Source organism: Geobacillus sp. C56-T3, from assembly GCF_000092445.1.
Taxonomy (GTDB): Bacteria; Bacillota; Bacilli; order Bacillales; family Anoxybacillaceae; genus Geobacillus; species Geobacillus thermoleovorans.
Window position 1 is genome coordinate 1,252,194 of the sequence record NC_014206.1, and the last position, 24,483, is coordinate 1,276,676.

At 54.8% G+C, this 24,483-nt stretch carries 29 protein-coding genes and 1 riboswitch; of the genes, 27 read left to right on the forward strand and 2 right to left on the reverse strand.

From position 1 onward, the window contains the following. The first annotated feature begins 3 nt into the window (after nt 1-3). The 13 genes from GC56T3_RS06350 to lysA all read left to right on the forward strand — a co-directional run bounded on the left by GC56T3_RS06350 (nt 4) and on the right by lysA (nt 11,334). Nucleotides 4-1,305: a pyrimidine-nucleoside phosphorylase gene (locus tag GC56T3_RS06350; RefSeq protein ID WP_013144832.1), complete on the forward strand. Its 1,302-nt coding sequence runs from the start codon at nt 4-6 to the stop codon at nt 1,303-1,305. 166 nt (nt 1,306-1,471) lie between these two features. Continuing rightward, entirely contained in the window at nt 1,472-2,647 is a 1,176-nt protein-coding gene (locus tag GC56T3_RS06355; RefSeq protein WP_013144833.1) for a D-alanyl-D-alanine carboxypeptidase family protein, read from the forward strand. A gap of 125 nt (nt 2,648-2,772) precedes the next feature. Further along, a complete protein-coding gene (gene spoIIAA, locus GC56T3_RS06360; RefSeq protein ID WP_011231792.1) occupies nt 2,773-3,123 on the forward strand; it encodes an anti-sigma F factor antagonist in 351 nt (116 codons plus the stop codon). Beyond that, nucleotides 3,124-3,564 carry an anti-sigma F factor gene (gene spoIIAB, locus GC56T3_RS06365; RefSeq protein WP_011231791.1) on the forward strand — a complete coding sequence of 147 codons (441 nt, stop codon included), beginning with the start codon at nt 3,124-3,126 and terminating at the stop codon, nt 3,562-3,564. It begins immediately after the preceding gene. 13 nt (nt 3,565-3,577) lie between these two features. Further along, the gene (sigF, locus tag GC56T3_RS06370) at nt 3,578-4,330 is read left to right on the forward strand and encodes an RNA polymerase sporulation sigma factor SigF (RefSeq protein ID WP_011231790.1); all 753 of its coding nucleotides are present in this window, start codon (nt 3,578-3,580) and stop codon (nt 4,328-4,330) included. Nucleotides 4,331-4,733: 403 nt separating this feature from the next. Then, nucleotides 4,734-5,357 (forward strand): stage V sporulation protein AA, encoded by a 624-nt coding sequence (locus GC56T3_RS06375; protein WP_041468727.1) that lies wholly within the window; start codon nt 4,734-4,736, stop codon nt 5,355-5,357. Then, nucleotides 5,344-5,775, forward strand: a complete 432-nt coding sequence (locus GC56T3_RS06380; RefSeq protein ID WP_013144835.1) for a stage V sporulation protein AB — start codon at nt 5,344-5,346, stop codon at nt 5,773-5,775. Before GC56T3_RS06375 ends, GC56T3_RS06380 begins: the two co-directional genes overlap by 14 nt. Before the next feature lie 17 nt (nt 5,776-5,792). Next, on the forward strand, nt 5,793-6,221 hold the full coding sequence (locus GC56T3_RS06385) for a SpoVA/SpoVAEb family sporulation membrane protein (RefSeq protein WP_013144836.1): 429 nt from the start codon (nt 5,793-5,795) through the stop codon (nt 6,219-6,221). Between the two features lie 18 nt (nt 6,222-6,239). Next, nucleotides 6,240-7,268, forward strand: a complete 1,029-nt coding sequence (spoVAD, locus tag GC56T3_RS06390; RefSeq protein ID WP_011231786.1) for a stage V sporulation protein AD — start codon at nt 6,240-6,242, stop codon at nt 7,266-7,268. Between the two features lie 39 nt (nt 7,269-7,307). Next, on the forward strand, nt 7,308-7,658 hold the full coding sequence (locus GC56T3_RS06395; RefSeq protein WP_012820684.1) for a SpoVA/SpoVAEb family sporulation membrane protein: 351 nt from the start codon (nt 7,308-7,310) through the stop codon (nt 7,656-7,658). A gap of 5 nt (nt 7,659-7,663) precedes the next feature. Then, nucleotides 7,664-8,275 carry a stage V sporulation protein AE gene (locus GC56T3_RS06400; protein ID WP_041468729.1) on the forward strand — a complete coding sequence of 204 codons (612 nt, stop codon included), beginning with the start codon at nt 7,664-7,666 and terminating at the stop codon, nt 8,273-8,275. Next, nucleotides 8,223-9,701, forward strand: coding sequence for a spore germination protein (locus tag GC56T3_RS06405; RefSeq protein ID WP_012820686.1), 1,479 nt, complete (start codon nt 8,223-8,225; stop codon nt 9,699-9,701). Before GC56T3_RS06400 ends, GC56T3_RS06405 begins: the two co-directional genes overlap by 53 nt. A gap of 313 nt (nt 9,702-10,014) precedes the next feature. Then, nucleotides 10,015-11,334: a diaminopimelate decarboxylase gene (lysA, locus tag GC56T3_RS06410; RefSeq protein ID WP_013144837.1), complete on the forward strand. Its 1,320-nt coding sequence runs from the start codon at nt 10,015-10,017 to the stop codon at nt 11,332-11,334. A 72-nt stretch (nt 11,335-11,406) separates the two neighbouring features. Here the strand turns inward: lysA and GC56T3_RS06415 are convergent, their stop codons facing one another. Further along, the gene (locus GC56T3_RS06415) at nt 11,407-12,285 is read right to left on the reverse strand and encodes a DUF1002 domain-containing protein (RefSeq protein WP_013144838.1); all 879 of its coding nucleotides are present in this window, start codon (nt 12,283-12,285) and stop codon (nt 11,407-11,409) included. 184 nt (nt 12,286-12,469) lie between these two features. On the opposite strand from GC56T3_RS06415, the gene GC56T3_RS06420 reads away from it, so the two are divergent. From GC56T3_RS06420 to GC56T3_RS06445, 7 genes are all read left to right on the forward strand, one after another. Further along, entirely contained in the window at nt 12,470-12,910 is a 441-nt protein-coding gene (locus GC56T3_RS06420) for a peptidylprolyl isomerase (protein WP_013144839.1), read from the forward strand. Then, complete coding sequence (locus tag GC56T3_RS20135) at nt 12,897-13,025, forward strand: hypothetical protein (RefSeq protein ID WP_014196248.1); 129 nt, start codon at nt 12,897-12,899, stop codon at nt 13,023-13,025. Before GC56T3_RS06420 ends, GC56T3_RS20135 begins: the two co-directional genes overlap by 14 nt. Nucleotides 13,026-13,072: 47 nt before the next feature. Next, nucleotides 13,073-13,205: riboswitch (FMN riboswitch) on the forward strand. Nucleotides 13,206-13,412: 207 nt separating this feature from the next. Continuing rightward, on the forward strand, nt 13,413-14,555 hold the full coding sequence (gene ribD / locus GC56T3_RS06425) for a bifunctional diaminohydroxyphosphoribosylaminopyrimidine deaminase/5-amino-6-(5-phosphoribosylamino)uracil reductase RibD (RefSeq protein ID WP_013144840.1): 1,143 nt from the start codon (nt 13,413-13,415) through the stop codon (nt 14,553-14,555). Next, nucleotides 14,510-15,154 carry a riboflavin synthase gene (gene ribE / locus GC56T3_RS06430; protein ID WP_013144841.1) on the forward strand — a complete coding sequence of 215 codons (645 nt, stop codon included), beginning with the start codon at nt 14,510-14,512 and terminating at the stop codon, nt 15,152-15,154. The genes ribD and ribE (GC56T3_RS06430) overlap by 46 nt, the downstream gene beginning before the upstream one ends. A 20-nt stretch (nt 15,155-15,174) precedes the next feature. After that, entirely contained in the window at nt 15,175-16,368 is a 1,194-nt protein-coding gene (locus tag GC56T3_RS06435; RefSeq protein WP_013144842.1) for a bifunctional 3,4-dihydroxy-2-butanone-4-phosphate synthase/GTP cyclohydrolase II, read from the forward strand. 20 nt (nt 16,369-16,388) lie between these two features. Further along, the gene (ribE, locus tag GC56T3_RS06440) at nt 16,389-16,853 is read left to right on the forward strand and encodes a 6,7-dimethyl-8-ribityllumazine synthase (RefSeq protein ID WP_011231776.1); all 465 of its coding nucleotides are present in this window, start codon (nt 16,389-16,391) and stop codon (nt 16,851-16,853) included. 120 nt (nt 16,854-16,973) lie between these two features. Then, nucleotides 16,974-17,330 carry a GNAT family N-acetyltransferase gene (locus GC56T3_RS06445; RefSeq protein WP_013144843.1) on the forward strand — a complete coding sequence of 119 codons (357 nt, stop codon included), beginning with the start codon at nt 16,974-16,976 and terminating at the stop codon, nt 17,328-17,330. A gap of 22 nt (nt 17,331-17,352) precedes the next feature. Here the strand turns inward: GC56T3_RS06445 and GC56T3_RS06450 are convergent, their stop codons facing one another. Further along, complete coding sequence (locus tag GC56T3_RS06450) at nt 17,353-17,892, reverse strand: DUF309 domain-containing protein (protein ID WP_012820694.1); 540 nt, start codon at nt 17,890-17,892, stop codon at nt 17,353-17,355. A 194-nt stretch (nt 17,893-18,086) separates the two neighbouring features. On the opposite strand from GC56T3_RS06450, the gene GC56T3_RS06455 reads away from it, so the two are divergent. The 7 genes from GC56T3_RS06455 (at nt 18,087) to GC56T3_RS06485 (ending at nt 24,387) form a co-directional block, all read left to right on the forward strand. Continuing rightward, complete coding sequence (locus GC56T3_RS06455) at nt 18,087-18,842, forward strand: segregation/condensation protein A (RefSeq protein ID WP_033005256.1); 756 nt, start codon at nt 18,087-18,089, stop codon at nt 18,840-18,842. A 179-nt stretch (nt 18,843-19,021) separates the two neighbouring features. After that, on the forward strand, nt 19,022-19,675 hold the full coding sequence (scpB, locus tag GC56T3_RS06460) for an SMC-Scp complex subunit ScpB (RefSeq protein WP_033005253.1): 654 nt from the start codon (nt 19,022-19,024) through the stop codon (nt 19,673-19,675). 18 nt (nt 19,676-19,693) lie between these two features. Next, a complete protein-coding gene (locus tag GC56T3_RS06465) occupies nt 19,694-20,095 on the forward strand; it encodes a hypothetical protein (protein WP_012820697.1) in 402 nt (133 codons plus the stop codon). A 357-nt stretch (nt 20,096-20,452) separates the two neighbouring features. Next, entirely contained in the window at nt 20,453-21,766 is a 1,314-nt protein-coding gene (locus tag GC56T3_RS06470; protein WP_013144844.1) for a superoxide dismutase, read from the forward strand. Nucleotides 21,767-22,116: 350 nt separating this feature from the next. Further along, nucleotides 22,117-23,265 (forward strand): D-alanyl-D-alanine carboxypeptidase family protein, encoded by a 1,149-nt coding sequence (locus GC56T3_RS06475; RefSeq protein WP_041468731.1) that lies wholly within the window; start codon nt 22,117-22,119, stop codon nt 23,263-23,265. Next, nucleotides 23,258-23,854 (forward strand): nucleoside recognition domain-containing protein, encoded by a 597-nt coding sequence (locus GC56T3_RS06480; protein WP_013144846.1) that lies wholly within the window; start codon nt 23,258-23,260, stop codon nt 23,852-23,854. The genes GC56T3_RS06475 and GC56T3_RS06480 overlap by 8 nt, the downstream gene beginning before the upstream one ends. Further along, the gene (locus GC56T3_RS06485; RefSeq protein ID WP_013144847.1) at nt 23,854-24,387 is read left to right on the forward strand and encodes a spore maturation protein; all 534 of its coding nucleotides are present in this window, start codon (nt 23,854-23,856) and stop codon (nt 24,385-24,387) included. The genes GC56T3_RS06480 and GC56T3_RS06485 overlap by 1 nt, the downstream gene beginning before the upstream one ends. Nucleotides 24,388-24,483: the final 96 nt, after the last annotated feature.

The following is a 24,483-nucleotide window of genomic DNA, read 5'->3' on the forward strand; positions in this document are numbered from 1 at the left end:
GCGATGCGAATGGTCGATTTGATTGCGAAAAAGCGCGACGGAAAGGCGCTGACGAAGGAAGAAATTGAGTGGATCGTCCGAGGGTATACAAACGGGGACATTCCCGATTACCAAATGAGCGCGCTCGCGATGGCGATTTATTTCCGCGGCATGACCGAGGAAGAAACGGCCGCGCTGACGATGGCGATGGTGCACTCCGGCGAAATGCTCGATTTGTCGAGTATTCGCGGCGTGAAAGTCGATAAACATTCGACCGGCGGGGTCGGCGATACGACGACGCTTGTTTTAGGGCCGCTTGTCGCCTCTGTCGGCGTGCCGGTGGCGAAAATGTCTGGGCGCGGCCTCGGCCATACGGGCGGCACGATCGACAAACTCGAGTCCGTGCCCGGGTTTCATGTCGAGATCAGCAAAGACGAGTTCATTCGACTCGTGAATGAAAACGGAATCGCCATTATCGGCCAAACAGGCGATTTGACACCGGCTGACAAAAAGCTATATGCGCTTCGCGATGTGACGGCGACCGTCAACAGCATTCCGCTCATCGCCTCGTCGATCATGAGCAAAAAAATCGCCGCTGGGGCTGATGCCATCGTCTTGGATGTGAAAACGGGCGCCGGAGCGTTTATGAAGAAACTTGACGAGGCGCGCCGGCTCGCTCGAGCGATGGTCGACATTGGCAAGCGCGTCGGCCGCCGGACGATGGCGGTCATTTCTGACATGAGCCAGCCGCTCGGCTATGCCGTCGGCAACGCCTTGGAAGTGAAAGAGGCCATCGAAACGTTAAAAGGAAACGGGCCGCACGATTTAACCGAACTTTGTTTGACGCTCGGCAGCCATATGGTCTATTTGGCGGAGAAGGCGCCATCGCTTGATGAGGCGCGCCGTTTGCTTGAAGAGGCGATTCGCAGCGGGGCCGCCATCGCGGCGTTCAAAACGTTTTTGGCCGCTCAAGGTGGAGATGCAACGGTCGTCGACGATCTGGATAAATTGCCAAAGGCGGCCTATACGTCGACCGTCACGGCGGCTGCCGACGGCTATGTCGCCGAGATGGCCGCCGATGACATCGGCACGGCCGCCATGTGGCTCGGCGCCGGCCGGGCGAAAAAAGAAGACATGATCGATTTGGCGGTCGGCATTGTGCTCCATAAAAAAATCGGCGATCGCGTGCAGAAAGGGGAAGCGCTCGCCACGATTCACAGCAACCGGCCAGATGTGCTTGACGTGAAAGAAAAGATCGAGGCGGCTATTCGTCTGTCGCCGCAGCCGGTTGCTCGGCCGCCGCTCATTTATGAGACCATCGTATAGAGAGGGACGCTGGCGATCCGCAAGGAAAAAAGCAGTTGTTCAAGTAGAAGACGCCTGAAACGCGTGTTTCGGGCGTTTTTTTTGTTTTTTGGAAAATGAGCTGTTTTTTGTATAAAAATATCTCGCCTGGAAAAAATGGCATGTATAAAGAATGGAGGTTTGGGAGATGAAAACGAAAGTCACTCGTCTTCTTTTATTGCCGTTTCTTCTTTTTCTTCCTCTTTCTGCCCATGCCGAGGCGAAAGAGATGAAGGAGGCGAAAGTGAAGCTGGCCGATGAGGCGAAATCAGCCATTTTGATTGAACGCGACACCGGCAAAGTATTGTATGAAAAAAATGCCCATGAACCATTGCCGCCGGCGAGCATGACGAAAATTATGACGATGCTGCTAGTCATGGAAGCCATCGATGAAGGAAAGCTGTCCTACGATGAAAAAGTGCGGGCGAGCGAATACGCCGCGTCAATGGGTGGATCGCAAATTTTCCTCGAGCCGGGCGAGGAAATGACCGTCGATGAGCTGCTGCGCGGCATTGCCATCGGTTCGGCCAACGACGCGTCGGTCGCTATGGCTGAGCAGATCGCCGGGTCGGAAGAAGCATTTGTCGAGATGATGAATGAAAAAGCGAAACAGCTCGGCTTAAAAAACACCCATTTCGCCAATGCGACCGGCCTGCCGGCGGAACATCACTACAGCAGCGCTTATGATATGGCCATGATGGCGCGCGAACTGTTGAAATATGAAGATATTACCAAATATACGAGCAAATACGAAGACTATTTGCGCGAAAATACGGACAAAAAGTTTTGGCTCGTCAATACGAACCGGCTTGTCAAATTTTATCCGGGCGTTGACGGCCTGAAAACCGGATATACAGCCGAAGCGAAATATTGTTTGACCGCCACGGCGAAAAAGAACGGCATGCGCGTCATCGCTGTTGTGTTTGGAGCGCCGACGCCGAAATCGCGCAATGCGCAAATTACGAAGATGCTCGATTACGCGTTTTCCCAATATCGAACTCACCCGGTGTACAAACGGAATGAAACTGTCGCCCGCGTCAACATCAGCAAAGGCAAACGGTCATCCGTCGAAGCGGTGACGTCGGAGCCGGTGTCGGTGCTGACGAAAAAAGGGCAGTCGGTCGAGCAGATCGAAAAAGTGATCAAAGTGAAAGACAATGTGAAAGCACCCGTTCGCAAAGGCGGTGAGCTTGGCGTCCTCATTTTAAAACAGGATGGAAAAGAAATTTTGCACAGCCCGATCGTCGCCAAGCAAACGGTCGAAGAAGCGAGCTTTTGGGACTTGTTTAAGCGGGTGTTTGGCCGCTTCGTGCAAGCGGGATAATGTCAAGTTTTGCGGTCTTTTCGCTCTCTTTGGCGAACGACCACTAGTTTTGTCGGGCGGCAGGATTTCGGGCGGACAGCAGCGAAATGTCTCCATATCCTGAAATGGACAAGGGGGAACACGCTGTGAGTCTCGCGATCGACTTGGAAGTGAAGCAAGACGTGCTCATCGTTCGCCTGTCTGGGGAGCTTGACCATCATACAGCCGAAGAATTGCGTGAACAAGTGACGGATGTGCTCGAAAACCGAGCGATCCGCCACATCGTGCTCAATTTAGGACAATTGACGTTCATGGACAGCTCTGGCCTCGGCGTCATTCTCGGACGCTATAAACAAATCAAAAACGTCGGCGGGCAGATGGTTGTATGCGCCGTATCGCCGGCCGTCAAACGGCTGTTTGACATGTCGGGTCTGTTTAAAATCATCCGCGTTGAGGCGGATGAGCAATTCGCCTTGCAAGCATTGGGGGTGGCGTAAATGCGCAACGAAATGCACCTCCAATTTTCTGCCCGCAGCGAAAATGAATCGTTCGCCCGTGTGACCGTGGCGGCGTTCGTCGCCCAGCTTGATCCGACGATGGACGAACTGACGGAAATTAAAACGGTTGTCTCTGAGGCGGTGACAAACGCGATCATTCACGGCTACAACAACGATCCGAACGGCATCGTCTCCATTTCGGTCATCATTGAAGACGGTGTCGTCCATTTGACGGTGAGAGACGAAGGAGTCGGCATTCCTGACATCGAAGAAGCGCGCCAGCCGTTGTTTACGACAAAGCCCGAGCTCGAGCGGTCAGGGATGGGCTTTACCATTATGGAAAACTTCATGGACGAAGTCATCGTCGAGTCGGAAGTGAACAAAGGGACGACTGTGTATTTGAAAAAGCATATTGCGAAAAGCAAAGCGTTATGTAACTGAGGGAGACATGCCTATGGATGTCGATGTCAAGCAAGATCAGTCGCCAATCAAAGATCAGGAGATGAAAGAGCTGATCCGCCGCAGCCAAGAAGGCGATCAAGAAGCGCGTGATGAAATTATTGAAAAAAACATGCGCCTCGTCTGGTCGGTCGTTCAACGTTTTTTAAACCGCGGCTATGAAGCGGACGACTTGTTTCAAATCGGCTGCATCGGCTTGTTAAAGTCGGTCGACAAGTTTGACCTGTCGTATGACGTCAAGTTTTCGACGTACGCCGTGCCGATGATCATTGGGGAGATTCAGCGGTTTCTTCGCGACGACGGCACCGTCAAAGTGAGCCGTTCGCTGAAAGAGATGGGCAACAAAATCCGCAAGGCGAAAGATGAGCTGTCGAAAACGCGCGGGCGGGCGCCGACGGTTACGGAAATCGCCGACCATTTAGGCATTTCGCCAGAAGACGTCGTTCTGGCTCAAGAGGCGGTCCGCTCGCCGACATCGATTCACGAAACGGTGTACGAAAACGACGGCGATCCGATTACGTTGCTTGATCAAATTGCTGACGCCGACGAGGCGTCATGGTTTGACAAAATCGCCTTAAAAAAAGCGATCGAAGAACTCGACGAGCGTGAGAGGCTGATCGTCTATTTGCGCTATTACAAAGACCAAACCCAGTCCGAAGTGGCATCGAGGCTCGGCATCTCTCAAGTGCAAGTATCCCGGCTGGAAAAGAAAATATTGCAGCACATAAAGGACAAAATGGACGGATAGTCCATTTTGTCCGCACGGAGTGAGCAACAAAATGGACGGATAGTCCATTTTGTCCGCACGGAGTGGGCAACAAAATGGACGGATAGTCCATTTTGTCCGCACGGAGTGGGCAACAAAATGGACGGATAGTCCATTTTGTCCGCACAAGGTGTGCCCAAAATGGACGGATGTCAATTCATCGGCGGTGAACCATGAATCGCATCCGTCTTTTGGTGTGTAAGCGCATCTTGGAACGCTTTTTCCGGAGCAAGCAACAAAAGTCTAAAAAAGAATGGGCGTTTTTTTCTTTGCCCATTCTTTTCTATTTTTATGAAATCGATGGTGAACGCCGACAGGCCGCATGATCAGTGTTTTTGCCAAGCAAACTAAAGAAAAACAAAATGGGGACAAAGGTGTGAAGCAAATGGCCAACACCGTATTTATCAAGCCGCGCCATCGCGTGCAAGTCAAGCCGGGGGCGGTGGTGACGCTCGGGCAGGCGGCCCAAATCGCTGCGCCGGATGGCGGGCTCATTCGGCGGTTGAAGACGATTCCGCTCTATCGCATCCAGCCCAGCGATAAAAATATCGTCATCATCGATATGATGCAAATGATCAGGGCTGTGTTTGACGTGGATTCCTCGCTTGATGTGCAGATGATCGGTCCATCACAGACGATCATTGAAGTCGTCTATGAAAAACGGAAGGTTTCGACCGCTTCCTTCGTTCTCGTTTGGCTTCTTTTGTTCGTCGGTTCGGCGATGGCGATCATGAACTTTCACGAGGACGTCAGCATGCAACGAGTGCATCGCCATCTGTACGAGATGATGACCGGCCAAGCGGTCGATAAACCGCTGCTTTTGCAAATTCCGTATTCGCTTGGGCTCGGCATCGGGATGATTTTATTTTTCAACCATTGGTTCCGCAAACGAATCAACGAGGAGCCCAGCCCTCTTGAAGTCGAAATGTTCAACTACCAGCAATCGATCGATCAGTACGTCATTTTGCATGAAAACAAAGAAAGCTTGAGGCCTCTTGACGACGCTTGAGATTTTGCTGGTAGTGTTCGTCGGCTTCGCCGGAGGGTTGGCGGTCGGAACCGGATTTGTCGCTTTTTTGGTCGTGCTTGGCGTCATCCCGCGCCTGACGCAGCTGACGAAAACGCCAAAATGCATTCACGCCTATGAATGGGGGGCTGTAGCCGGCGCCATCGTTGGCGGTTGGATGAGTTTGCGCCATTCGGTTTGGCATTTATCCAAATATTGGCTAGCGCCGATCGGATTGTTTCATGGTGTGTTTATCGGAATGCTCGCTGCCGCTTTAACAGAGGTGTTGAACGTTTGGCCGATTTTAGCGAAGCGGATCGGCGTCGATGATAAAATCGTCATTTTACTTATGGCCATCGCCTTTGGCAAAGTGGCCGGTTCGTTGTTTCATTGGCTTTATTTTGTCGATCACTTTCGCTGACAAAGGGGGAAGGAAACGTGGGATTAAAGTCCGATTATGTCCGCGAGGTGAAGGCGTTTCAGCCTTCTCCCCCATACGCCGCCAATGCGGTAAAAGCGTTTTTTGTCGGTGGGATGTTTTGTGCGTTGGCGCAATGGCTCGCTGATTGGTATGGCGGCACGTTTGCCGCTTCGCCGCTCGAGGCCCATCTGTGGGCGTCTATGGTGATGGCTGGATTGGCGATTGTGCTGACGGCCGTCGGGAAATATGATGATTTCAGCCAATTTGCCGGTGCGGGGGCGACGATGCTCATTACAGGGCTGGCCAATGCGATCGCGAGCGCTGCCATCGAACATCGCAGCGAAGGATGGACGGCCGGGGTGGCCGGGCAGATGTTGAAAGCCGGTGGGGCAGCGGTCATTTATGGTCTGATTGCCGCCTATGTGCTTGGCCTTGTTTGGCCGTGACGAAAAGAGGGATTGGCCATGAAACGTGTCGGAAAGCAGACATGGGTGTTTGACGATGGTGTTTACATCCAAGCGGCCGCTGCCGCGGTCGGGCCGCTTGAAGCCGACGGGCCGCTCGGAAGTTATTTTGATGTTTGCCATCGCGACTTATATTGCGGCGAAGCGACGTGGGAGCTGGCCGAGCGGAGGCTGATGCGGGAGGCGGTGGACTGCTGCTTGCAAAAGGCGGGCGTCTCTGCCGAAGAAGTCGATCTATTTTTGGCCGGTGATTTGTTAAACCAAAATGCGACATCGAATTATGTCGCCCGCGAGCTGCCGATTCCGTTTTTATGCTTGTTCGGCGCCTGTTCGACCTCGATGCAAACGTTGGCGGCAGCCGCTGCGTTTGTCGCTGGTGGATTGGCTGATCGGGCGCTTGCGGCGACAAGCAGTCATAACGCGACGGCCGAACGGCAGTTTCGCTACCCGACTGAGCTTGGGGTGCAAAAGCCGAAAACGGCGACGTTCACCGTCACGGGCGCCGGCGCCGCGCTTGTTGGCCGCGCGCCGGGACGTTGGCGCGTCCGGGCGGCGACGATCGGCAAAGTCGTTGACGCCGGGCTGAAAAACCCACTCGACATGGGGGCGGCGATGGCCCCGGCGGCGGCCGATACGATCGAGCAGCATTTCCGTGACTTAGGCGTCTCGCCGGGCGATTACGATTTGATCGTCACCGGCGACTTGTCGCGCGTCGGCAGCGTCATCGTCCGCGAGTTGCTTGCTGAATCAGGCTACGATGTGACCGACGTTTACAACGATTGCGGGCTGATGATTTACCGGCCAGATCAAAAGGTGTTCGCCGGCGGCAGCGGCTGCGCCTGCTCGGCGGTCGTCACGTACGGGTATTTGCTTCAAGAGCTCGCCCGCGGAACGTTTCGACGCCTGTTTGTCGTCGCTACCGGGGCGCTCTTGAGTCAAACGATGGTGCAGCAAAAACAGTCGATCCCAGCGATCGCTCACGGCGTCGTCATCGAAGCGGCTGGACAGGAGCCGGATTTGCCGCCGTAGGACGCCTTTTATTTGGGAACGATCAGGAGGGAATGTGATATGGAATACGTCCGTGCCTTTCTCGCCGGCGGGCTGCTGTGCGCCATCGTTCAGCTCATCATCGACCGCGGCAAATGGACGCCGGCTGGCGTCGCCGGTTCGCTTGTCGTCTTTGGCGTACTCCTTGGCTTTGGCGGCGTCTATGATCCATTCGTCGCTTGGGCTGGCGCCGGGGCGACGATGCCGCTATGCGGATTTGGGTATTGGTTGGCGAAAGGAGCCATGGCAGAACCGCGGCCGGAGGGATTTGTCGAAACCGGAGCAGCGGTGTTCCGATTTGCCGGCGCCTTGTTCGCTTTTATCGTGGCTGGCTCTTTTGCCGCGGCGCTCACTTGCAAACCGAAAGGGTAGAGATGATGGAAAAACGACGAGTCATTTTAGTAACGGATGGGGACGAGTTCGCCTGCCGGGCGATTGAGCGGGTTGCCGCCGAGATCGGCGGCCGTTGCATTTCCCGCTCGCAAGGCAATCCGACGAAACTGAGCGGTGAACAGTTGGTCGAACTCATTTTGCAAACGCCGCACGATCCAGTGTTTGTCATGTTTGACGATTGCGGCGCCCTCGGGGAGGGGGCCGGAGAGCAGGCGCTTCGCTATGTGGCGACGCATGAGCAAATCCAAGTGCTCGGGGCGCTGGCGGTTGCCTCCAATACGCACCAGCATGAATGGACAAAAGTGCATGTGAGCATCGACCGTGACGGCGTGATGACCGAATATGGGGTCGATAAAGAAGGCTTCCGGGACCTCGAGATCGGGCGGATCAATGGCGATACCGTCTACTGCCTTGACCGGCTGAACATTCCGCTCATCGTCGGCATCGGCGACATCGGCAAAATGGGATACCGAGACCATGCGAAATACGGAGCGCCGATTACGCGCAAGGCGGTCGAGTTGATTCTCGAAAGGAGTGGTGGCCATGCCGGAAAAAGAAAAGAAACCGAAAGCGCCGATCGCGAAGCGGCTCGTTGACAACGCGAAGTTTTTGCAACAGCGGATCGGCGTCGGGACAAGCTTTGATTTAGGCGTGCGGAAAATCTATGTCCTAAACCGGGAAGTACATATTTACTACTGCAACGGTTTATGCGACACGCAATACATTATCGAATTGTTAAAACAAATTGTGCGCGTCAACGATGATGAACGCCAGGCGTCCCAAGCGTGGCAGATCATCGAAAATCGACTCGTTCATCAGCAAGTCAGTCCGGTGACGAGCCTCGACGAAGCGGTTGACAAGCTGCTGTCGGGCTTGATCATCGTCTTGATTGAAGGCGAATCGACCGGATTTGCTGTCGACGTCCGCAGCTATCCGGGTCGGCAGCCGCAAGAGCCGGATACGGAAAAAGTTGTGCGCGGCGCCCGCGACGGCTATGTCGAGAACATCATTGTCAACACGGCGCTCACCCGCCGCCGCATCCGCGACGAGCGGCTGCGCTTTGAAATTTTGCAAGTCGGCGAGCGGTCAAAAACGGACGTATGCATCGCCTATATTCAAGACGTCGCTGACCCGGGGCTTGTTGAACTCGTCAAGAAAGAGTTGCAGCAAATCAACGTCGATGGACTGACGATGGGCGACAAAACAGTCGAAGAGTTTTTAGTCAAGCAAGGATACAACCCGTACCCGCTCGTCCGTTACACCGAGAGGCCAGATGTAGCAGCGACGCACCTGCTTGAAGGGCACGTGCTCATTATGGTTGATACATCGCCAAGCGTCATCATCACGCCGACAACATTTTTTCACCACGTCCAGCATGCCGAGGAATACCGGCAGTCGCCAGGGGTCGGGACGTTTGTGCGCTGGGTGCGGTTTTTAGGCATTTTGACGTCGTTGTTTTTGCTGCCGCTGTGGGTGCTGTTCGTCCTTGAACCGTCGTTGCTGCCCGAATCATGGGCGTTTATTGGGCCGAACAAACAAACGAACATCCCGATCATTGTGCAAATTTTGCTCGCTGATTTTGGGATTGAGTTTTTGCGGATGGCAGCCATTCATACCCCGACGCCGCTATCAACCGCGATGGGTTTGATTGCCGCCGTCTTGATCGGACAAATCGCCATCGATGTCGGGCTGTTTGTGCCGGAAGTGATCTTGTACATTTCGGTGGCGGCGATCGGTTCCTTTGCGACGCCAAGCTATGAGTTGAGCGTGGCGAATAAGATTTCTCGATTGGCATTGGTCATTCTTGTCGCCTTGTTTAAAGTGCCCGGGCTCGTCATTGGCACGACCGTTTATTTGCTTTGGCTCGCCAGCATCCGCTCGCTTAATACGCCGTACTTATGGCCGTTCATCCCGTTCGATCCAGCGGCATTTATGCAAATTGTCGTCCGCCGTTCGGTTGCCGGAGCGAGAGTGCGCCCGAGCATCGTTCACCCGCAAGACCGGCAAAAACAGCCGTCATGACGCGAACGATCCATTTGGAAGCGGCCGTTTCCACCTATTGGCGGCCGCTTTTTTCGTTTTAGCGCTATTGCAACTTTTTTATAATTATGATAAGTTATATTTAATTGCTTGCACTGATGGTGCTTGCCTCAGTGCTTCGCACGTTTGCACGGGCGGAATGGGCATGGCCCAGCGCGGGGTGTGCGGCCTTCCGTTTCAAGGCAGAGCCGATGGCGCTTTGCGGTTTTCCATTTTGTAAAGGCAGTTGCCGATTTTGCAAACTGTCTTTTTTGCTTTTGCCATGCGATTTCGATAGAGGAATGAGGGGTTTGCGATGTTTCTTCACGGGACAAGCCGCGTGAATGAACAAGGGCATTTGGAAATCGGCGGCGTCGATGTGGTCGAGTTGGCCAAAACGTATGGCACGCCGCTTTATATTTATGACGTTGCGTTGATCCGCGCTCGGGCGCGCGCGTTTAAAGAAGCGTTCCAGCGCCACGGCGTGCGGGCGCAAGTCGCGTATGCGAGCAAGGCGTTTTCCGCCGTCGCCATCGTGCAGCTGGCCGCTGAGGAGGGATTGTCGCTTGACGTCGTCTCAGGCGGTGAGCTGTATACGGCGCTTGCGGCCGGTTTTCCGCCTGAGCGCATCCATTTTCATGGCAACAACAAAAGCCGGGACGAATTGGCGATGGCGCTTGAACACGGCATCGGCTGCATCGTTGCCGACAACTTTTACGAACTCGAGCTGATCGAAGAGCTGGCGGAGTCATCCGGTCGGACGGTGCCGGTTTTGCTCCGCGTGACGCCGGGGGTCGAGGCGCATACGCACGATTACATTTTAACCGGGCAAGAAGATTCAAAGTTCGGCTTTGACTTAAACAACGGTCAGGCGGACGAGGCGTTTCGCCGTGTCATGGCATCGGCCGCGTTTCAGCTGCTCGGCGTTCATTGCCATATCGGCTCGCAAATTTTTGAAACAGCTGGGTTTGTGCTCGCGGCGCAAAAAGTGTTTGCCAAGCTGGCGGAGTGGAACAAGGCGCACGGATTTGTCCCAGCGGTTGTCAATCTTGGCGGAGGCTTTGGCATCCGCTATACGGAGGAAGACGACCCGATTCCGGTGACAGCGTACGTCGACTGCATCGTGGAAGAGGTGAAAAGGCAGGCCGAAGCTTGCCGCTTGCCGTTGCCGGAAATTTGGATCGAGCCGGGCCGGTCGCTCGTGGGTGATGCCGGAACGACGATTTATACGATCGGTTCGCGCAAAGAGGTGCCCAACGTCCGCACCTATATTGCCGTTGACGGCGGCATGAGCGACAACATCCGTCCGGCGCTTTACGGAGCGAAATACGAAGCCGCGCTCGCCAACCGGGTGTTCGGCGAGCCGACGGAAGTCGTATCGATCGCCGGGAAGTGTTGCGAGTCAGGCGACATGCTCATTTGGGACATCGCCCTGCCGGAAGCGAAGCCGGGCGATTATTTGGCCGTTTTTTGCACCGGCGCTTACGGCTATTCCATGGCGAACAATTACAACCGTCTGCCGCGCCCAGCCGTTGTGTTCGTTGAAAACGGCGACGCCCAGCTCGTTGTGAAACGGGAGACATATGAAGATTTGATCCAATATGATTTGCCTTTGAAAACGAAAGTGAAAAAGTGAAGGCCGCCGGTTGGGAAGAGAACGGCCTTCACAAAAAAAAGGCGCCCGCTGCCTTTTTTGGGGCGCCTTCTTTCATTGTTGATTTGAGGAAAATGCTGATTTGATCGCGTTCCAAATTTCTTTGAAGATGTCGATCAGATTTTGAATGAACGTTTTCCCTTCTTCTGACTGCAAAAACGCCGATAGCTGTTCTTTCGCCTTGCCCAGCTGATCGTTCACTTGATCCCAATTAATATGGGCGTTTTGCATTTTATGGAAAAGGGAAATCAGGTTGTTGATTTCATTCTCGCTCAGCGTAATGCCAAGGTCGTTGGCGATTTTTTCAATAAGGGCGCGCAAATCAGCGTCCGTCTGCGGTGGGTTGTTGGCGATTTCTTGTTTGATTTTCGCCAGCAGGGCGACCGCTTTGTCCGCGCCGATCGAATCGGCGAGCTTCGCCGTCTGCACCATTTCCTCGTTCGCCACTTTTTTGACATCATCAGGGATGGCTTGGTCCGAGGAAATTTCATACGCCTTCATCAGCCCCGTCAGCGCTGCGGTGCCGGAAACCGGGAACGGAGCGGTGATGTAAATATCGGCATCTTTCACCCCTGCGGTGATCAAGGCGTTTGTATACATCTCTTTCGTCACCCATGTGATGTTGTGCGTTTCGACATGAAGCCCCGAGCCGGGCTCTTTTATCGTGATCATCGACGACGAGATGGCGCGCGTGCCGATTTGCGCTTTCGGAATGAGTCCGTCCAAATATTTATGCTCCTCAACGTTTGAAACGGTGATCGTTTGCGCCCCGTCCGGCGCCTTCATTTCGTCGAGCACTTTTTGCTTTTGTTCATTCGTTAAGTTTTCCCCGAGCGTCACAATGACATCGCCCGGCGCGGCATCGGCCGCTGCGATGCCCGGAGATGCCAGCAGCACCGCCCAAAGCAGCGATGAAGCGATCGTTCGTTTCACATAGCTCGCCTCCTGTTTACGAAAATGCATTACCATTATACCGTACGCTCGCCTGCTTGGCTATCGGAAAAACGCGACGCGGTCAGGCGGCGTGCGAATTTGAAAAGACATTTTTTCTTTTGTTTCACTTGGCCATCATGGTATGATAAAAGCAGTTTCGATGTCGAAAAGGAGCTGGATGCTTGTGGCAAAAAAAGGATATATTCTAATGGAAAACGGCGGGAAAATCGAGTTTGAACTGTTCCCAAACGAGGCGCCGGTGACGGTGGCCAATTTTGAGAAGCTCGCAAACGAAGGCTTTTATAACGGGTTGACGTTCCACCGCGTCATCCCTGGATTTGTCAGCCAAGGAGGATGTCCACGCGGCAACGGAACGGGCGATGCCGGCTATACGATCCCGTGCGAGACGGACAACAATCCACACCGACATGTCACCCGCGCGATGTCAATGGCGCACCGCGGCCGCGACACCGGCAGCTGCCAGTTCTTTATCGTCCACGAGCCGCAGCCGCACTTGGATGGGGTGCACACCGTCTTTGGCCAAGTGACATCGGGCATGGACGTCGTGAAGACGATGAAAAACGGCGACGTGATGAAGGAAGTGAAAGTATTTGACGAACCGTAAACAGCGCATGAGCGAGGATGATCGGACTGTTCGAAACAACTGGCGCTTGTTTTTCTTTTTGCTTGCGGCCAGCCTGTTGTGGGGAGCGGCGTATTGGATTTGGGTTGCGGAATGATGATGCAGGGCGTTTCGTGTGGTATAATGAACATAACGATATAGTGATGCATCCTTCGGGGCAGGGTGAAATTCCCGACCGGCGGTGATGGGGCTTTCCGCCCCTCAGCCCGCGAGCCGAAAGGCAGGATCCGGTGCGATTCCGGAGCCGACAGTATAGTCTGGATGGGAGAAGGATGCCAATATGCGCACGGCTGTTTTCGGCCGGTTCAGACCGCGTGGGCAGCGTCTGTCGGCCGACTAGGCATGGTAGTATCTTTTGTTTCCGACCGGCCGGTATAGCCTGCTTGGCGAACATGTGTTTGTTTGCGCATCATTGGTCATTCTCTCATCGATGAGCCCCCGGGGACATCCCGGGGGTTTCATTTTTATTGAAGGAGGGAGTGCGGTGCATAACGATGAACATTATATGCGGCTCGCTCTCGATGTGGCCAAAGCTGGAGTCGGGCAAACGTCTCCCAATCCTGCAGTTGGCGCGGTCGTTGTCAACGGTGGGACGGTTGTTGGGCTTGGCGCCCATTTGAAAGCGGGTGAGCCGCACGCGGAAGTCTATGCGATCCGCATGGCTGGCGAGAAGGCGCGCGGTGCGACGGTGTACGTGACGCTTGAGCCGTGCAGCCATTATGGAAAAACGCCGCCATGTGCCGATTTGCTCATCCAGGCGGGCGTCCGTCGCGTCGTCGTTGCCACGACCGACCCGAATCCGCTTGTCGCGGGAAAAGGGATTGCCAAGCTGCGCCAAGCGGGCATTGACGTTGATGTTGGCGTATTAAAAGACGAAGCGGACGAATTGAATCGGATGTTTTTCCACTATATCGCCGCAAAAACGCCGTTTGTCACGTTGAAGTTCGCATGCAGCCTCGATGGCAAAATCGCGACGGCGACGGGGGAAAGCAAATGGATTACATCAAGCGCGGCGCGTGAGGATGTCCATCGCCTTCGTGCGCAACATGACGCCATTTTGGTCGGCGTCAACACCGTTTTGACCGACAACCCGAAGCTTACCGTCCGCTTTGGGGAAAAGCGGAAAAATCCGCTGCGCATCATTTTGGATACAAAATTGCGTACACCGCTTGACGCCCATGTCGTCGCTGACAAGGAAGCAGAAACGTGGATCATCACCGGCGGCGTCAGTCGGGAACAAGCGGCGGCGTATGAGCGCCTTGGGGTGCGCGTATTTTCAATGCCGACGGCCCAGATCGATGTCCGCGATGTGCTCCGTCTGCTTGGGGAGCAGGGAGTCATGTCGCTGTTTGTCGAAGGCGGCTCGCGCGTTCATGACAGCTTCCTCCGCGCGGGAGCAGTCAATGAGGTCATCGCCTATATCGCTCCGAAGCTGATCGGCGGCCGCGGGGCGCCGACGCCGGTCGGCGGCCTTGGCTTCGCCCGGCTTGCTGAAGCGGTGGAGCTTGACATCCGCCGCATCGAGACGATCGGCCCGGACATCAAAATCGTCGCCGCGCCGAAACGGAAGGAGGAATCGTTGTGTTCACTGGCATTATTGAAGAGATCGGCACGATCGAACAAATGAAGCAAACCGGCGACGCCATCGTGATGACGATTGGCGCCAAGCGGGTGCTCGAAGATGTGCGGCTTGGCGACAGCATCGCCGTCAACGGCGTCTGCTTGACCGTCACATCGTTCACCGAACGGCAGTTTACGATCGATGTCATGCCGGAGACGGTGAAAGCGACGGCGCTAAAAACATTAAAGCCGGGATCGAAGGTGAATTTGGAGCGGGCAATGGCGGCTGGGGGACGGTTTGGCGGCCATTTCGTCACCGGGCATGTGGACGGCGTCGGGCGCATCATCCGGCAGTGGCCGAAAGCGAACGCCGTCTACTATGAAATCGAAGTGCCGGCCTCGCTGCGCGCCTATATGATTGAGAAAGGATCGGTCGCTGTCGATGGGACGAGCTTGACGATTTTCGGTCTGAGCGAGCGCACGTTCATCGTTTCACTCATTCCGCATACGCGTGAGGCGACGATTTTAGGCGAAAAGCGGCCGGGCGATCTCGTCAATATCGAGTGCGACATGATCGGCAAGTACGTCGCCGCTTTCCTCAACGCGAAAGCGACGCCGACCTCCAAATTGACGGTCGAATTTTTGGAGCAGCACGGCTATAAATAGTGGAAAAGGGGGCAAGCTTGATGTTTGACACGATTGAAGCAGCGCTTTCGGCGCTGAAAAACGGAGAAGTGATCATCGTTTGCGATGACGAAGACCGCGAAAATGAAGGCGATTTTGTCGTGCTGGCCGAAAAAGCTACGCCGGATGTCATTAACTTTATGATCACTCATGGCCGCGGGCTCGTCTGCGTGCCGATTACGGAGGAATTGGCGGAGCGGCTCGAGCTTGAGCCGATGGTCACTCATAACACGGACGCGCATGGCACAGCGTTTACGGTGAGTGTCGACTACAAAACGACAACGACGGGAATCAGCGCCTACGAGCGGGCGGCGACGATTCAGGCGCTGCTTGATCCGAATGTGAAAGCGAGCGATTTTAAACGTCCTGGCCACGTTTTTCCGTTGATTTCGAAAAAGGGGGGCGTTCTTCGGCGCGCCGGCCATACAGAAGCGGCGGTTGATTTGGCCCGTTTGTGCGGCGCGAAGCCGGCCGGCGTCATTTGCGAAATCATTAAAGAGGACGGGACGATGGCTCGCGTTCCTGATTTGCGGCAAATCGCCGATCAGTTCAGATTGAAAATGATCACGATCAAAGATTTGATCGCCTATCGGAGCCAGCGGGAAAAGCTCGTGAAACGGGAGGTGGACGTTTGGCTGCCGACCGAATTCGGCGAATTTCGCGCCATCGGCTACACAAACGTGCTCGACGGAAAAGAGCATGTGGCGCTTGTCAAAGGAGAGATCATCCCGGATGAGCCGATCTTGGTGCGCGTCCATTCCGAATGCTTAACTGGCGATGTGTTTGGCTCGTACCGGTGCGACTGCGGTCCGCAGCTGCATGCGGCGCTCAGGCAAATCGAGGCGGAAGGGCGCGGGGTGTTGCTTTACATGCGCCAAGAAGGGCGCGGCATCGGCCTTATGAACAAGTTGCGCGCTTACAAGTTGCAGGAGCAAGGTTATGATACGGTCGAAGCGAACGAAAAACTGGGCTTCCCCGCCGATTTGCGCGATTATGGCATCGGGGCGCAAATTTTGAAAGATCTTGGCGTGACGAAAATGCGCCTGCTCACGAACAACCCGCGCAAAATCGCCGGCTTAAAAGGGCATGGACTCGAAGTCGTTGAACGGGTGCCCATTCAGATGCCAGCGAAAAAGGAAAATGAAAAATATTTGCGCACGAAACATGAAAAATTAGGACATATGCTTCATTTTTAATGATGGGAGGAGCAACGAACATGCGCATCATTGAAGGAAACTTAGTCGGCACCGGATTGAAAATCGGCATCGTCGTCTCTCGTTTTAACGAATTCATCACGGGCAAGCTTTTATCTGGGGCGATCGACGGCTTGACGCGCCATGGCGTGAGCGACAGCGACATCACTGTCGCCTGGGTGCCGGGTGCGTTTGAAATCCCGCTTGTGGCGAAAAAAATGGCGGAATCGAAGCAGTTTGACGCTGTCATTACGCTTGGCGCCGTCATCCGTGGGGCAACGAGCCATTTTGACTACGTCTGCAGCGAGGCGGCCAAAGGCGTCTCCCACGCGGCGCTTGCAAGCGGTGTTCCGGTCATTTTCGGCGTGTTGACGACGGACACCATTGAACAGGCGATCGAGCGGGCCGGCACGAAAGCGGGCAATAAAGGATGGGAAGCGGCGGTGTCGGCGATCGAAATGGCGAACGTCTTGCGGACGCTTGCGTAATTTGCGTAAAAAGGCATGAAATGGTTCACAATATCGGTGAGAATGTTTATAATACGTATAGAGAAAATGACAAAAACTTTTCCATTTCGGAAAAGCGTTTGTCGATAATGAGGGATTTTTATGTTAATCCGTTACCGAAAAAACTATGAGAAAATCGCCATGGGACTGTTGTCGTTTATGCCGACGGAAAAAGACCTGAAACGGCTGCAGCAGACGATGAAACAGTATGAAACAAACAACGATTGGCAGCTGTTTTTATGGAAAGAAGGGGATGACATCGTCGGCATTATCGGCGTCCTGTTGCGCGCTCCTGATGTTGTGGAAATCCAGCACATCAGCGTCAATCCGTCACACCGCCACCAAGGGATCGGAAAACAGATGGTCAAGGCATTGAAAGAGGTGTACCCGGGCCGCCGATTGTGCGCCAACGAGTGGACCGCCTCGTTTTTCGATAAATGCCATGCGTGCAACGAATAACGAAACTAGCGCGGCGCCGCGCTCAGGCGGGCGGCGGAGGGGGAGGGAAGCCAACTCCTTCCGCTTTGGCCCGTTTTTTTTGTTCGCGTGCGGCGATGACGTCCGAGCGGTCGCGGCGCCGGTGTTTATCCACAAGATCAAGGTTGGCTAGGTCGCTGGCTTGCCCCCAAACGAGCTGCCGGCGGGCGCAGGCGGCCTGGCATTGCTCATAAAGGGAACGGTCGCGAATCGGCAGTTCGACGCTTTCGTACGGTTCGCCGCGAGTGATCCGCCCAGCCGTCTCGTCGAGCAAGCGGGCGAGCGCCTCGTCATCGAGGCCGAGCCGCCGGATCATCTCTTGCGCTTCGTCAAGCAGCGCCCGCGCCCGTCGAATGAGGCGCAGCGCTCCCAAGACGTTGCCGCGCCGGTAATGGTAAAAAGCGACCGCCATTTGAATGAGCACAAGCCAACCTTTGTTTCGACCGTCTTGTTTCCAATGTTCCTCCAAAATTTCGTGGCATTCAAAATAATCGCGGTCGCTATGGAAATGGACCAAATACTCGATATACGCTTTTGGATACATCGGCCATCGTTCCTTTCAAAAGTGGGCCGCGCCATGTGAAGGCGGACGGCTCTTCTTCGATTATACGGCTTCGGCGGCCTGCGGCGCAAAAAAGAGACTGTTTTCCGTTCGCTTCGCCGCTTCGTTATGATACAATAAATGTACTGCAGCTGGAGACGAGCCTACCGGGCGGTGGTTCTGGAAAAAATGGTGGGATGGATGTGCAATTGCCGTACAACGTCAAAATCGAAGCATTTGAAGGGCCGCTTGATCTGCTTTTGCATTTGATCAACCGCTATGAAATTGATATTTACGATATTCCGGTCGCGCAAATTACGGAGCAGTATATGGCGTACATTCACGCCATGCAGGAGCTTGAGTTGGATATCGCCAGCGAATATTTAGTGATGGCGGCCACCTTGCTTGCGATCAAAAGCAAAATGCTGTTGCCGCCCTCCAATGAGGAAGCTGTCGACGGCGACATCGAGTGGGGCGATGACGGGGACCCGCGCGAGGAGCTGACGCAGCGGCTGCTTGAATATAAAAAGTTTAAAGAGGCGGCGCGCGAACTGAAGCGGCGCGAAGAGGAGCGGGCGCTTTTGTTTACAAAGCCGCCGAGCGACTTAAGCGCATACGCGGATGAGAAAAAGGCGGCGCCGCTGGATGTGAACGTATACGATATGCTTGGCGCCTTGTCGAAGCTGTTGCGCCGCAAAAAACTGCAAAAACCGATGCGGGCGAAAATCTCCCGCCAAGATATTTCCGTCGAACAGCGCATGGCGGAAATTTTGCACGAACTAAAGCAGGCGAACGGGCGGAAAAACTTTTACGAGCTGTTTCCGTCCTACGATCGTTCGTATATCGTCGTGACGTTTTTGGCCATTTTAGAGTTGATGAAGCAAGACGAAATCATCGTTGAGCAAGAACGGAATTTCAGCGATTTGTTTCTTGCGGTGAAACCAGCCGGTTGAGGCGGTGCGGTTTGGCCGCGGCGGTTCGCTGCGGCGGGCCGCTTTTCTTTTGTTGTTTGTTTGCCCATGCCATGATAAGGCGGAGAGTTGACTCACATTGGGGTGAGAAGACTTGGGAAACGACGAAAACAGGAGGAAAGGAGGAGGGGCGCCAACGAGTTTGGCGTGGCAGAAGGGCGATGGAACAAAACGAAAGAGAAAAAAAGGGCGCCGGCGCGCTCAAGCCGGCGAAGGCGATTGTCGAAGCGCTGTTGTTTGCTGCCGGTGACGAAGGGCTGTCGCTTTCACAAATTGCCGCTGTGTTGGAAGTCAGCGAGCTAGAGGCGAAAGCGGTGATCGAGGAGCTTCAACAAGACTGCCGACGGGAAGAGCGCGGCATCCAGCTTGTCGAACTTGGCGGCGTGTTTTTGTTGGCGACAAAAAAAGAACACGCCCCCTATTTAAAGAAGTTGGTCGAAGCGCCGGGAGCATCGCCGCTGTCGCAGGCGGCGCTTGAGACGCTCGCCATTATCGCATACCGCCAACCGATTACACGCGCGGAGATTGAGGAAATTCGCGGCGTAAAAAGCGACAAGCCATTGCAGACGCTGATGGCACGGGCGCTCATTAAAGAGGTTGGACGAGCCGAAGGAACCGGGCGGCCGATTTTGTACGGGACAACCCCGGAATTTCTCGATTATTTCGGGCTAAAAACGCTCGAGGAGCTGCCGCCGCTGCCGGAATGGGCGGACGATGGCGAATCCGAGCGGGAAGCGGATTTATTTTTCGAAAAATTAGCAGAAAATTTGAGCGATGGGCAGCCGGAATATGGTAAACTAAAGAAAAATGGCTGATCGGGAAGGAGAGCGCTCATGAACGTTTGCCGCCTGTACGGTGAAGAGCTGCAAAAGTCGCAATCGAACACGTTTGAAGACTATTTCAACCGCTCGGAAGTCACGTACCGCGACGGGGGCGAAGAGCGGACGCTGTCTGTGTTGTATTTGCGCCATTTTGAGGCGGCGCTGCTTGATTGGCTGCCGTATGAAAGCGATCCACTGTTTACGGCTAACGGGCGCGACATTCATTTGCGCGACATTATTGCTCTTGTCTGTTTATGGAAAAATCCGGCGTATCGGCAGCGAAAGCGCGTCTATATTCACGATGAAGAGGAATTGCGCCGTTATTTTGCCGAGGTAGACGCCAAAACGTTGCAGGCGCTTGTCAGCGAATGGGCGGAAACCGGCGAGTGCCGCTTGCCTGAACGGTCGGCGTAACGAGAAAATGCGGTTGGCGCCGCGTTTTCTGTGCGTCCGGACAAGGAAACCGTTTGGTGCAGCCGGCGGTTTGCCAAAGTAGCCTGCCTTTTTCAGAAAAAAGGGGGGCTGACCCAAAACGCGAATATGTTTTGGGTCAGCCCGATTTTTTTTGAGCGGTTTATCTATGGCTCATTTGCAGACCCGCCGCAGGGAAGCATTGCGGCGATTCTGTTCTTCCTTGCTGTCTTTTCCTATGATGACTGCCCTCGCTCCTCTATGTATGAGCGGCCGGGAATTTGGGTGAATGCGGACAAGAACGATTTCCCCATGACAGCATACGATATGGCGAACAAAACAGGAGGAGGTTTTTACCAAATGGACGATCAGGTGTTGTTCGCCCAATATGCGGCTAGGGTGAACGAATGGGGAAATCAAGTCAAGGAGACGCTCGCTTTGCGTGGGGCAAGCACGGATGGCGCTTCGTCGCTGCTCGAGTTTATTGCCGAGCATGACGGCGAGTGGACGGAAGAGGCCGTCCGCGAGCTTCAGCGCCTTGCCGATGACGTGTATGTCGGTGCGCTTCGCCAGTATGTCATGGAAGCGGCTGCGTGGGGAAGACAAGTTGAACAGGCGCTGTCTGCACGCAGGATGGCTGAGGATGTTGGGCTTTCGTCTTTGTTGGCGTACATCGATGGACACGGCGATGAATGGACCGAAGAAGCGATTTACGAGCTCCAGCGTCTTGTCGATGACGTATACACTCGGGCCGTCCGCCTGGCTGATTCGTCAGCTGCCGAGCGGGAAGAAGAGGCGACGCAAGAACAAGTCGAAGGGGAATCGGTGTCGCCTGAACTGGAGAGTGAAAACAAAGAGAACGAAGACGGATGGCTTGACACCAGCGGGACGGCAGAGCGGGTTGAGGACGCAAAAGAGCCGGCTTTTATGGCGGAGCTCTCCGACTCGCTGCCTGATATAGCTGACGGCGAGCCGGGTCAAGCGGACAACGTGACCGATGGAAAGCGACGCTGGGTGGATGCGGACGACGGCGGTGAGCCGCGTCAACAAGCAGCGCCCGGCCGTCATGTCTTGCCGCCGTTGCCGTACCGTTATGATGCGCTCGAGCCGCATATTTCCGAAGAAATCATGCGCCTCCACCATACGAAGCATCATCAAAGCTATGTCGACGGTCTCAATCAGGCGGAGCGGATGATGGCCGAGGCGCGCCGGACGAACAATTTTGATCTGTTGAAACATTGGGAGCGGGAAGCGGCGTTCCACGGCTCCGGGCATTATTTGCACACTATCTTTTGGTACAACATGCATCCAGAGGGCGGCGGCGAGCCGCGCGGGGAGCTGCGGGCGCAAATCGAGCGCGATTTTGGCAGCTTTGCCGCCTTTCGCCGTCATTTCACCGAAGCGGCGAAAAGCGCCGAAGGGGTCGGCTGGGCGCTGCTCGTTTGGGCGCCGCGAGCGCACCGGCTGGAAATTTTGCAGGCGGAAAAACACCAGCTCATGGCGCAATGGGATGTGATCCCGCTTCTTGTGCTTGATGTGTGGGAGCATGCCTACTATTTGCAATACAAAAATGATCGGGCGGCGTACATCGAACATTGGTGGAACGTCGTCAACTGGCGCAACGTTGAAGAGCGCTTTCATGAGGCGCGGAAGCTTCGTTGGCAGCCGTTTTAAACGGGCGGGGGGGAACCCCCTGCCCGTTTTTTTTGGGAGAGCAGGCGCTGCGATCCATCAGGACACCTGTCCGTCTTTTCGGGGAGCGGCTTTCTCTTTGCAGGGAAATGTCATCAATGCGCCCAGCGCAAGCGCCGGAGCGGATCGTTCAGGGCTGTCTCCCCTTGCAACGGCATTTTTTCATCATATTTGTCCCATCGACGCATACACTTGTACAAAACGCGGCTTTGGGGTTCAGCCTGTTTCCGCCGCGATGTTTCTTCGGCTGCGGCCCGTTCAGCCTAATCGGAAAGGAGGAACAGGCGATTCCTCCCCGCTCCTTAAAGGAGGGGGATCCTCGCCGATATGAGATGAATAAGCAGAAGCGGCTCATTGCGCTCATTCTTGCACTCGCTGCGGGGATTATGGCATTTGTTCCAGAGCGGATGCGCGCTATGGATGGGGTGAGCGCAAAAAGCGCGATTTTGATAGAGCAGCATTCCGGGCGGGTTTTGTTTGCCAAGGATGCCTATACAAAACGGCGCATCGCCAGCATTACGAAAATTATGACCGCCATTTTGGCGATTGAATCGGGGAAGATGGACGACACGGTGACGGTCAGCGCCCGCGCTGTCCGGACCGAAGGGTCGTCAATTTACTTGCGCCAAGGGGAGAAAATCAAACTGCGCGATTTGGTATATGGGCTGATGCTTCGTTCCGGCAACGACGCGGCGGTGGCCATCGCTGAACATGTCGGCGGCAGCGTCGAAGGATTTGTTTTTTTAATGAACCAAAAAGCGGCTGAAATCGGGATGCGTGATACCGAGTTTGCCAATCCGCACGGGTTGGATGACGCGGAAAACCACTACTCAACCGCGTACGATATGGCGATGCTCATGCAATATGCGATGAAAAACAAAGAGTTTCGGCGCATCTCGGGGACGAAGGTGTACCGCGCCCCCGCTCCGCCCGGCGAAGACGGCGCGCGTGTGTGGCGAAATAAAAACAAGTTGTTGACAAGTCTTTACGAATATTGCACCGGCGGCAAAACCGGCTATACGAAACGGGCCCATCGCACGCTCGTGACGACGGCGTCCAAAGGCGGCGTCGATTTGATCGCTGTGACGTTGGATGCACCGGACGATTGGAATGATCATATCGCGATGTACGAATATGGATTTTCTCATTATCACATCGCCAAAGTGAGCAGCGAGCGGGTGGTCGACAAAATTTCTGATCCGTTTTACCGCGGGCGGCTGCAGGCGGTCCGCGATTTGCGATATCCGGTGACCGATAAAGAGGAGAGCGGGCTGCGGGTGAAAGTGTATTTGCTGAAGCCGCGCAAGGGGTGGGAAAAATACCCAGAACGGGCGCCGACAGAGGTCGGAAAGGCGGTGCTTTATTTGCATCAAAAGGCGGTTGATTCGGTGCCGCTGCTGTATGAACCGGGAAAGGAAGGAAGCGGCCGAGGGTTTTTATGGCAAGCATTTCGCTTTTTAGGTGTGAGAAGCGATGGTTAACCTCATTTGGGTGATGATGGCGGTCATTGGCATCGTCTTTGCGGCGGCCAACGGCACGATGGACGAAGTGAACAAAGCGGTGTTTGAAAGCGCCAAAGAAGCGGTGACGATCAGCATCGGCATGGTCAGCATTTTAGTGTTTTGGCTCGGGCTGATGGCGATCGCTGAACGCGCCGGCTTGCTTGACAAAGCGGCGCGCCTGTTTATGCCGCTCGTACGCCGCTTGTTTCCAGAGGTGCCGCCCGGCCATCCCGCGCTCGGCTATATCGTCTCGAATATGGTCGCCAACATGTTCGGCCTTGGCAATGCGGCGACGCCGATGGGCATAAAGGCGATGGAGCAGCTAAAAAAGCTCAACGGCGGCCGCGACGAGGCTAGCCGGTCGATGGTGACATTTTTGGCCATGAACACATCAGGCATTACGCTCATTCCGGCGACCGTCATCTCGATCCGAATGACGTACGGTTCAGCGGCGCCGAGCGAGATCATTGGGACGACGATCGTCGCCTCGACGATTTCGACGATTGGGGCGGTATTGATTGACCGGTACTATTATTGGAAACGGATGCGGAAAGGCAGGAATCCATAATGGCCATCGTCCAACTTCTTTCTGTTTGGATGATCCCTGCGCTCATCGCTTTTATTTTGCTTTACGGTACAGCAAAGAAAGTGCCGACGTACGAAGCGTTTGTGGAAGGCGGCAAGGAAGGGATCGAGATCGCGTTTTCGCTCATCCCGTATTTGGTCGGCATGTTGGTGTCGGTCGCCATTTTCCGAGCCTCAGGGGCGCTTGATGCCATGATGGAAGTGATCAAACCGCTGGCTGATGCCATTGGACTGCCGGCCGAAGTCGTTCCGCTTGCGGCTCTCCGCACGCTTTCCGGCACGGCGGCGCTCGGCATGACGACCGATTTGATCGCTACTTACGGCCCGGATTCGTTCATCGGGCGCCTTGCTTCTACGATCCAAGGCAGTACGGAGACGACGCTTTACGTGCTCACCGTCTATTTTGGCGCCGTCGGCGTCAAAAAAATGGGCGATGCGTTAAAAGTCGGCATTTTGGCCGATATTCTCAGCTTTATTGTTTCTGTTTTCATCGTTTTGTTTGTATTCGGGCGCTAGCGGCGCCTTTTTTCGTTCCCGCCGTCCGGCGGGTTTTTTGTTTGCAAAGGGAACGGGAAAGGTGAAAAATAAAAGTGCCGCACTTGTATCTGTTAG